Origin of the sequence: Nocardiopsis trehalosi NBRC 14201 (genome assembly GCF_001552555.1) — a bacterium.
GTDB classification, from domain to species: domain Bacteria; phylum Actinomycetota; class Actinomycetes; order Streptosporangiales; family Streptosporangiaceae; genus Nocardiopsis_B; species Nocardiopsis_B trehalosi.
Genome location: NZ_BCRK01000238.1, coordinates 1 through 7,713, shown reverse-complemented (window position 1 = coordinate 7,713; position 7,713 = coordinate 1). Strand labels below are relative to the sequence as shown.

Annotated in this window: 5 protein-coding genes; 2 read left to right on the top strand and 3 right to left on the bottom strand. The window is 75.4% G+C overall.

Going from position 1 to position 7,713, the window contains the following annotated elements:
• Nucleotides 1–173: 173 nt before the first annotated feature.
• Nucleotides 174–1,373 carry an amidase gene (locus NT8_RS25865; protein WP_084469285.1) on the top strand — a complete coding sequence of 400 codons (1,200 nt, stop codon included), beginning with the start codon at nucleotides 174–176 and terminating at the stop codon, nucleotides 1,371–1,373.
• 58 nt (nucleotides 1,374–1,431) lie between these two features.
• Here NT8_RS25865 and NT8_RS25860 read toward each other — a convergent pair whose 3' ends face one another.
• Both NT8_RS25860 and NT8_RS25855 read right to left on the bottom strand, forming a co-directional pair.
• Complete coding sequence (locus NT8_RS25860; protein ID WP_067975019.1) at nucleotides 1,432–2,916, bottom strand: M81 family metallopeptidase; 1,485 nt, start codon at nucleotides 2,914–2,916, stop codon at nucleotides 1,432–1,434.
• A 28-nt stretch (nucleotides 2,917–2,944) separates the two neighbouring features.
• Nucleotides 2,945–4,252 carry an MFS transporter gene (locus tag NT8_RS25855; RefSeq protein WP_067975016.1) on the bottom strand — a complete coding sequence of 436 codons (1,308 nt, stop codon included), beginning with the start codon at nucleotides 4,250–4,252 and terminating at the stop codon, nucleotides 2,945–2,947.
• Nucleotides 4,253–4,401: 149 nt separating this feature from the next.
• Here NT8_RS25855 and NT8_RS25850 point away from each other — a divergent pair, with 149 nt between their 5' ends.
• Complete coding sequence (locus NT8_RS25850; protein WP_067975009.1) at nucleotides 4,402–5,406, top strand: Lrp/AsnC family transcriptional regulator; 1,005 nt, start codon at nucleotides 4,402–4,404, stop codon at nucleotides 5,404–5,406.
• Nucleotides 5,407–5,452: 46 nt separating this feature from the next.
• Here the strand turns inward: NT8_RS25850 and NT8_RS25845 are convergent, their stop codons facing one another.
• Nucleotides 5,453–7,561 (bottom strand): catalase, encoded by a 2,109-nt coding sequence (locus tag NT8_RS25845; protein WP_067975007.1) that lies wholly within the window; start codon nucleotides 7,559–7,561, stop codon nucleotides 5,453–5,455.
• Between the last annotated feature and the right edge of the window lie 152 nt (nucleotides 7,562–7,713).

The following is a 7,713-nucleotide window of genomic DNA, read 5'->3' as shown; positions in this document are numbered from 1 at the left end:
GGGCCGGTCCCCGCCGCGGGCGGGGACCGGCCCGCTCCGCTGCCCGGCCCTGGGCGCGCGAGGTGATCGGGCGCGGGCCCCGAAACCACCGTCCCCGGCGCCCCGACCGTCCACAATGGGGCCGGTGCCGCGGCGTTCCGCGGCGCCGCACCACGGGAAGAGGGGTACGGGGCATGGAGCTGACCGGGCGGCCGGGGCGGGCGATGGACGCCGCGGAGTACCGGCGTGCGGGGGCCGGGCAGATCGCGGCGCGGGTGGCCGCGGGCCGGGTGAGCGCGGTCGCGGTGGCCGAGGCGGCGCTGGCCGCCATCCGGCGGGTCGATCCGCGCGTCAACGCGTTCCGTGCCACCTGGGACGACGCGGCCGTGGAGCGGGCGGCCGCCGTCGACGCCGCCCTGGAGGAGGGTGCCCGGCTGCCGCTGGCCGGGGTCCCCCTGGCCGTGAAGGACTCCGAGGGGACGGTGTCGCAGCAGGCGCGGCGGCTGGTGGCCGCGGGGGCGGTGCCGGTGGGGTCGACCTCGGTGCCCGGCCCCGGGACGCCGTGGCGCACGTGGGGCGTGACCGACCGGGGGCCGACCGCGAACCCGTGGCGGCGCGACGTCTCCCCCGGCGGGTCGTCGGCGGGGTCGGCCGCCGCCGTGGCCGCCGGCATGGTGCCGCTGGCGACGGCGAGCGACGGCGCCGGGTCCACCCGCATCCCCGCGGCCTGGTGCGGGGTGGTGGGCTACAAGCCGACGACCGGGCTGCTGCCGTCGCGCGACGGCGCGGGGCTGTCGGTGGGCGGCCCGATCGCCCGCTCGGTGGCCGACGTCGTGCTGTACCGCAGAGCCGTGTTCGGGACCGCGCCGCGCGGCGGCACCCGCACCCCCGGCGCGGTGCCGCGCGTGGTGTGGGCGCCGACCCTCGGGTTCAACCGGGTCGACCCGGAGGTCGCCCGGGTGGCCCGCCGCGCGGTGCGCACCTGGGCCGACCGCGCCGGGGTGGCGCTCCGCGACGCCGACCCCGAGCTGCGCGACCCGGCGGCGAGCTGGACGGCCAAGCGGGCGGGGGCGGAGGGCGACGCGGAGCGGTCCGACGACGCGCACAACCGCGACGTGCTCGACGGGGTGTTCGCCGCCGCCGACCTGCTGGCCACCCCCACCACGCCGAACCTGCCGCACGGCCACGACGGGCCGGGCCGGGTGATGAGCGTGGGGTTCACCTGGCTGTTCAACATCACCGGCCACCCGGCGGTGAGCCTGCCCGCGGGGCGGTCGGCGGGCGGCCTGCCGGTGGGCCTGCACCTGGTGGCCGCCCGGTTCCGCGACGACCTGCTGCTGGACGCGGCGGCGGAGTTCGAGGCGTGCTGCCCGTGGACGTTCCCCGACCCCTGACGCCCGGACCCGCGCCGCCCCCGGTCGTCCCGACGGCCCCGTGGCCCGGCGGGCGGCCTCAGCCGGCCGGCGGGCCGCAGGGCCCCGTGCGGCGGCCCGCCGGCAGCCGGGTCCACGGGAGCGCGGTGGGGTCGGCGGCCATGGGGCCGGGGGCGACCGCGACGAGCACGCGCCCGGCCATGGGCTGGAAGTCGCCGCGGAAGTGCACGGAGCTCTTCACCACCACGATGTCCTGCTCCTCGGGCGCGATCCCGGCCGCCCGCAGCTGGTTGCGGTCCATGATCTGCGCCTTGCGCGAGTTGACGACGACCGCCACGTTGCCCGACCGCAGCAGGCACGAGGGCCCCACCGCGAGTTCGTTGCCGTGCATCATCGGCCCGTCGAACCGCACCCGGCCGTCGGTCAGCGCGGCCACCTCGAACACGCCGCGCAGCGGGGCGTCGCCCGGGACCCCCGATCCGGCGAACTCCACCTCGACGCGGGCGCCCGTTCCGGCGCGCACCGCCGCCGCGACGACATCGGGGTCCCACATCGCCGCCAGCACCGACCGGGGGTGATCGCGCTCCAGCAGCGCCCGCAGCAGGCCGGTGGTGCGGGCGTCGCCGCCCGCGCCCGGGTTGTCCTGGGTGTCGGCGACGACGACCGGGGCCGCGCCCCGCGCGACGGCGGCGGCCGCCGCGTCCAGGGCCTCCCCCGCGTCCATGACGTCCAGCGCGAAGTCGGCCTCGCGCGCCGCCACGAGGTCGCGCAGCCGCTCCACCGCCCGGCGCACCGCGGCCGGCTCGGGCCCGTAGCCGAACACCACGGGGCCGCAGTCGGGCACGTCGGCGGCGGGGAACCCGGCGGCGAAGGTCAGCACCGCCTCGTCGTCGGGCACCGCGTCAAGGCTCCGGTAGATCTCCCCGGCGGGTTCCAGCAGGGTGCTGCCGGAGTTGATCGGGATGAGGAACGGCAGCCGCAGGTGGTGGCCCGCCAGGGTGCCGCCGTCGAGGAGCCGGCGCAGCAGCGCGGCCGCGCGCCGCCCGGTCTCGGCCATGTCGACGTGCGGGTAGGTGCGGTAGGCCACCATGGCGTCGGCGGCCGCGAACATCGCCGGCGACATGTTGGCGTGCAGGTCCAGGCTGACCACGATCGGCACGTCCGGGCCGACCTCGGCGCGGACCCGGCGCAGCACCTCGCCGTCGCCGTCCTCGTGGGAGGCGGTCACCATGGCGCCGTGCAGGTCGAGGTAGACCGCGTCCGGCCGCTCCGCGCGGCAGGCGGCGGTGATCTCGCCGCAGATCCGCTCGAACGCCCGGTCGGTGACCGGCGCCGACGGCGAGGCGGCGCACCACAGGACGGGCACCGGTTCGGCGTCCCAGTCGCGGATCGCCCGCCAGAACCCGCCGGCGGCGATGTTCACGTCGGCGAGCTCGGCGACCTCGGCCCCGCGGTGGAGGCGCGGGAACCCCTCCCCGTTCTCGAAGTTCGCGTAGTCGGCGGGCGTGGCCGCGAACGTGTTGGTCTCGTGCAGGAACCCGGCGACCAGGATCCTCGGTGCCATGCGGTTGCCTCCCGTGGGCGTCGTGCGGTCAGGCGGGGCCGGCGCCCGCCGGGCGCCGCAGCAGGAACAGGGCGCCGGTGGCCATCGCGAGCAGCCCGACCATGGCCAGCAGGCCGATCTGCGTGCTGCCGGTGACGTCCTTCACCAGGCCGATGAGGTAGGGGCTGACGAAGCCGCCGAGGATGCCGACCGTGTTGATCAGCGCGATGCCGCCGGCCGCGGCGGTGCCGCCGAAATGCTCGGCGGGCACCGCCCAGAACACGGTGTAGGCGGCCCAGACGGCGGCGGTCGCGACGATCAGCGCGCCGAACGACAGGGCGAAGGCGTGCCCGTACAGGGCCGCGACCAGCAGCGCCGCGCCCGCGACGGCGGTCGGCACGATGGTGTGCCAGCGCCGGTCGCCGAACCGGTCGGAGGTCCGGCTCAGCACGAGCATGGCGGCGATGGCGAACACGTAGGGCACCGCGGTCAGCAGGCCGATCGTGAGGGTGCCCTCGACCCCGTTCTCCTGGAGCACGGTCGGCAGCCAGAAGCTGATGGCGTAGATGCCGCACATCATGCCGAAGTAGGCGAGCGACATGACGTAGATGCGGGAGTCCCGCAGCGCCGCCCCCAGGCCGTGCGTGGTGCGCGTCCGGCCGCGCGCCACGGCCGCCAGGACCACCTCCTTCTCCCGGGCCGACAGCCAGGCGGCCTCCTGCGGGCGGTCGGCCATGGACCGCCAGAACAGGTAGCCCAGGACCACGCACGGCAGCCCCTCGACGATGAACATCCACTGCCACCCGGCCAGGCCGCCGAGCCCGTCGAAGGAGGTGATGATGAGCGCCGACATGCCCGAGCCGAGGATGGAGCCGACCGGGCCGGCCAGCATGTACACGCCCATGGCGGCGGCCATGCGCCGCGCCGGGTACCAGTAGGTGAGGTAGAGGATGATGCCGGGCGCGAACCCGGCCTCGAACACGCCGAGCATCACCCGCAGCACGTAGAACGTGGTGGCGTCCTGCACCAGCGCCATGGCCGCCGAGGTCAGCCCCCACAGCACCATGATGCGGGTGATCGTGCGCTTGGCCCCGATGCGCTCCATGAGGAGGTTGCTCGGCACCTCCAGGAGGGCGTAGGCGAGGAAGAACAGCCCGGCGCCGAGCCCGAACGCCGCCTCCGACAGCCCGATGTCGTCCTGCATGTGCAGCTTGGCGAACCCGATGTTCACCCGGTCGAGGTAGGCGAAGGTGTAGCAGAGCAGCAGGAACGGCAGCAGCCGGCGTCCGACCCTGCGGTAGACCTCCGCCTCCTCGCGCTCCTCGCGCGTCCGGGGCGTGCGCGCGGCGTCGACCACGGCGTTCTCCTCTCGCCTCACCGGCCCGCTCGCCGGTGGCGCACCACCCTACGAGCGCGGGTGGACCGCACCGCCGAACCGACCGATCCTGACGTGGGAGCGGCCGATGTGATGGATCCTGACGCCGGGACGCGCTAGATTGCGGCCGCATGACGTACCGGGTGCACGAGGCCGACCTCCAGCTCGTCGACGCGCTGCAGGTCAACCCGCGCGCCACCTGGGCCGAGGTCGGCGCCGCCCTCGGCGTGTCGGCGGTCACCGCGGCCCGCCGCTGGGCGCGCCTGGAGGACCGCGGCCTGGCATGGGTCAACGCCGCGATCGGGCCCGAGCGGTCGCTGGGGGCGGTCCTGGAGGTCACCTGCGCGCCCAGCGACACCGAGGAGGTCGCCCGGACGCTGGCCCGGTTCCCCAACATCATCACCGTGGGCTCCACCACCGGCGACTTCCAGGTGTTCGCGATCCTGCTCGCGGCCGACCTGCCCCAACTGATGCGCACCCTGGCCACCCGCTTCTCGCCGGTGGCGGGCGCGGTGCGGGTGCGGCACAACATCTTCCGGCTGCTCTACGGCGGCGTGCACTGGCGGCAGGGGGTGCTCTCGCCGGACGAGTCGCGCAGCGTGGCGCCGCACCCGGCGCCGGACCGGCCGCGCATCCGCCCGCTCGGCCCCGGCGACCGGGCCCTGTTCCGGCACCTCAACCGGCGCGGCCGGGCGACGCCGGTCGAGGCGGCGGCGGAGCTGGGCCTGCCGGTGCACCGGGTCCGGCGCCGGCTCGCCGACCTGATCGCCGCGCGCGAGGTCATCTTCCGGTGCGACGTCGCCCGCCCGCTGTTCGACCTGCCGCTCGGCGTCTTCCTGCAGCTGCGGGCGCCGGACGCCACCGTGGCGCACGTGGCGGCGGAGCTGGGCCGGTGGCGGGAGACGCGGTTGTGCGCGAACACCATCAGCGCGGCCAACCTGGTGCTCGTGGTCGGCCTGCACCAGCTCGCGGAGCTGGAGGAGGTGCAGGCCCGGATCGCCCACCGGTTCCCCGACGTCACCGTGGAGGACCGGCGGGTGATCCTGCGCTACGAGAAGATCTACGGCCGGCTGCTCGACGACCGGGGCCGGTGCGTCGCCACCGTCCCGGTCGACCCGTGGGCCGACGCCGCGTGACCGCGCCCCGCTCCGGCCGGACGCGGGGCGCGGCGGTCCGCGCCGGTCAGGCGGGGACGGACGCCGTCGTCCGGTCCCACGCGCGGTGGGCGGCGAGCCGGGCGATGAACGCGTCGGCGAACTCCGGCCCGGCGCCGGGCCGGGCGGTGACGACCCCCTGGTCGTCCACCGGGACGGCGCCGGTGGCCGTGCGCAGCTCGGGCAGCGGCAGCCGCGCCAGCAGGTCGACCCCCTCGCCCAGCGCCGCCACCGCCTTGTGGTGCTTGAACGCCTCCGTGACGAAGTGCAGCGCGGTGCCGTCGGCGGCGAGCGCGGCGGGCGCCGTGCCGCCGGGCACCACGACGGCGTCGTAGACGACGGAGGCGACGGTGCCCACCGCGCGGTCCACCCGGACCTCGCTGCCGTCGGCCGCCCGGACGGTGCCGTCGGTGGCGGCGAGCAGCTCCACCAGGGCGCCCTGGCCGACCAGCGCGTCGACCAGGGGGCGCAGGCCGTCGAGGTCGACGCCGTCGGAGACGAGCACGGCCACCTGCCGGGTGGCCACCGTGTCGAGGACCGTGGTGGCCTGGCTCAGCGCGGGCGAGGACCGGTCGTGGTCCGCCGCCCCATCGGCCGGCGCCGGCGGGGCCACCCCGATGCCCTCGGCGATGTGGACGGCCAGTTCGTGGTCGACGTGCGCGAAGTTCGCGACGGCGCGCTCGCGCACCCCCATGTCGGTGCACTTGCCCAGCTCGAACCGGAAGGCCGCGCGCAGGTGCTCCTTCTCCCAGTCGGCGAGGCTGTTGTAGAACAGCCGGGCCTGCGAGTAGTGGTCGGCGAAGCTGGGGCTGCGGCGGCGGATCTTGTGCCCGTCGACGCGCTCCTGGTAGTGCCGGTACACGTCGGCGTCGGCGAGCGCGGGGCAGCCGCCGCCCAGGGAGTTGGGGTGGTAGCTGGTGCGGCCGCGGTGCACGCGGTGCTGGCCGTAGCCGTCGCGCTGGTTGTGGCTGACCTCGGCGACCGGCCGGTTGACCGGGATCTGCTGGAAGTTCGGGCCGCCGAGCCGGATGAGCTGGGTGTCCAGGTAGGAGAAGTTGCGGGCCTGCAGCAGCGGGTCGTTGGTGAAGTCGATGCCGGGCACGACGTTGGCCGTGTGGAACGCGATCTGCTCGGTCTCGGCGAAGAAGTCGTCCGGGTTGCGGTCGAGCACCATGCGGCCCACCGGGGTGACCGGGACCTCCTCCTCCGGGATGATCTTGGTGGCGTCGAGCAGGTCGAAGTCGAACCGGTGCTCGTCCTCCTCGGGCACCAGCTGGAACCCCAGCTCCCATTCGGGGAACGCGCCGGCCTCGATGGCGTCCCACAGGTCGCGCCGGTTGAAGTCGGGGTCCTTGCCCTGGATCTTCTGGCACTCGTCCCACACCAGCGAGTGGGTGCCGAGCTTCGGCTTCCAGTGGAACTTGACGAAGGTGCCCCGGCCCTCGGCGTCGACCAGGCGGAACGTGTGCACCCCGAACCCCTGCATCATCCGGTAGCTGCGCGGCAGGGCGCGGTCCGACATCAGCCACATGATCATGTGCGAGGTCTCGGGCTGCAGACCGACGAAGTCCCACAGGGTGTCGTGCGCCGACTGCGCCTGCGGGATCTCGTTGTGCGGCTCGGGCTTGACCGCGTGCACGAAGTCGGGGAACTTGATGCCGTCCTGGATGAAGAAGACCGGCATGTTGTTGCCGACCAGGTCGAAGTTGCCCTCCCGGGTGTAGAACTTCGTGGCGAAGCCCCGGACGTCGCGGACCGTGTCGGCCGACCCGCGCGACCCCGCCACCGTCGAGAACCGGACGAACACCGGGGTGCGCCGCCCCGGCTCGGCGAGGAAGTCCGCCCGCGTGTACCGCGACCAGGAGTCGTAGGGCTCGAAGTAGCCGTAGGCGCCCGCGCCCCGGGCGTGCACCACCCGTTCGGGGATGCGCTCGTGGTCGAAGTGGGTGATCTTCTCCCGGAAGTGGAAGTCCTCCATCAGGGTGGGCCCGCGCTCGCCCACCCGGAGGGAGTTGTCGGTGTCCTCCACCCGGACACCGGTGTCGGTCGTCAGCGGGCCGGTCGACGCGGTCCGCGCGGCGTCCAGGTCGCGGTCCTTGGCGTCGCGGTCCCTGGCGTCGCTGTGCTCGTCGGACATGTCGCTCCATCCGTGTGCTGGGCGCCCGGCCGCGTCCGGCGCGGGCGTGCCGTCGGCCGCGGCCGACGGGACGCCGCTATCCCGGCGGCTCGGGCCCCAAACGGCTCCGCCGCCACCGCAACGGGTACGGCGGGCCGGGGCCGTGGCCCCGA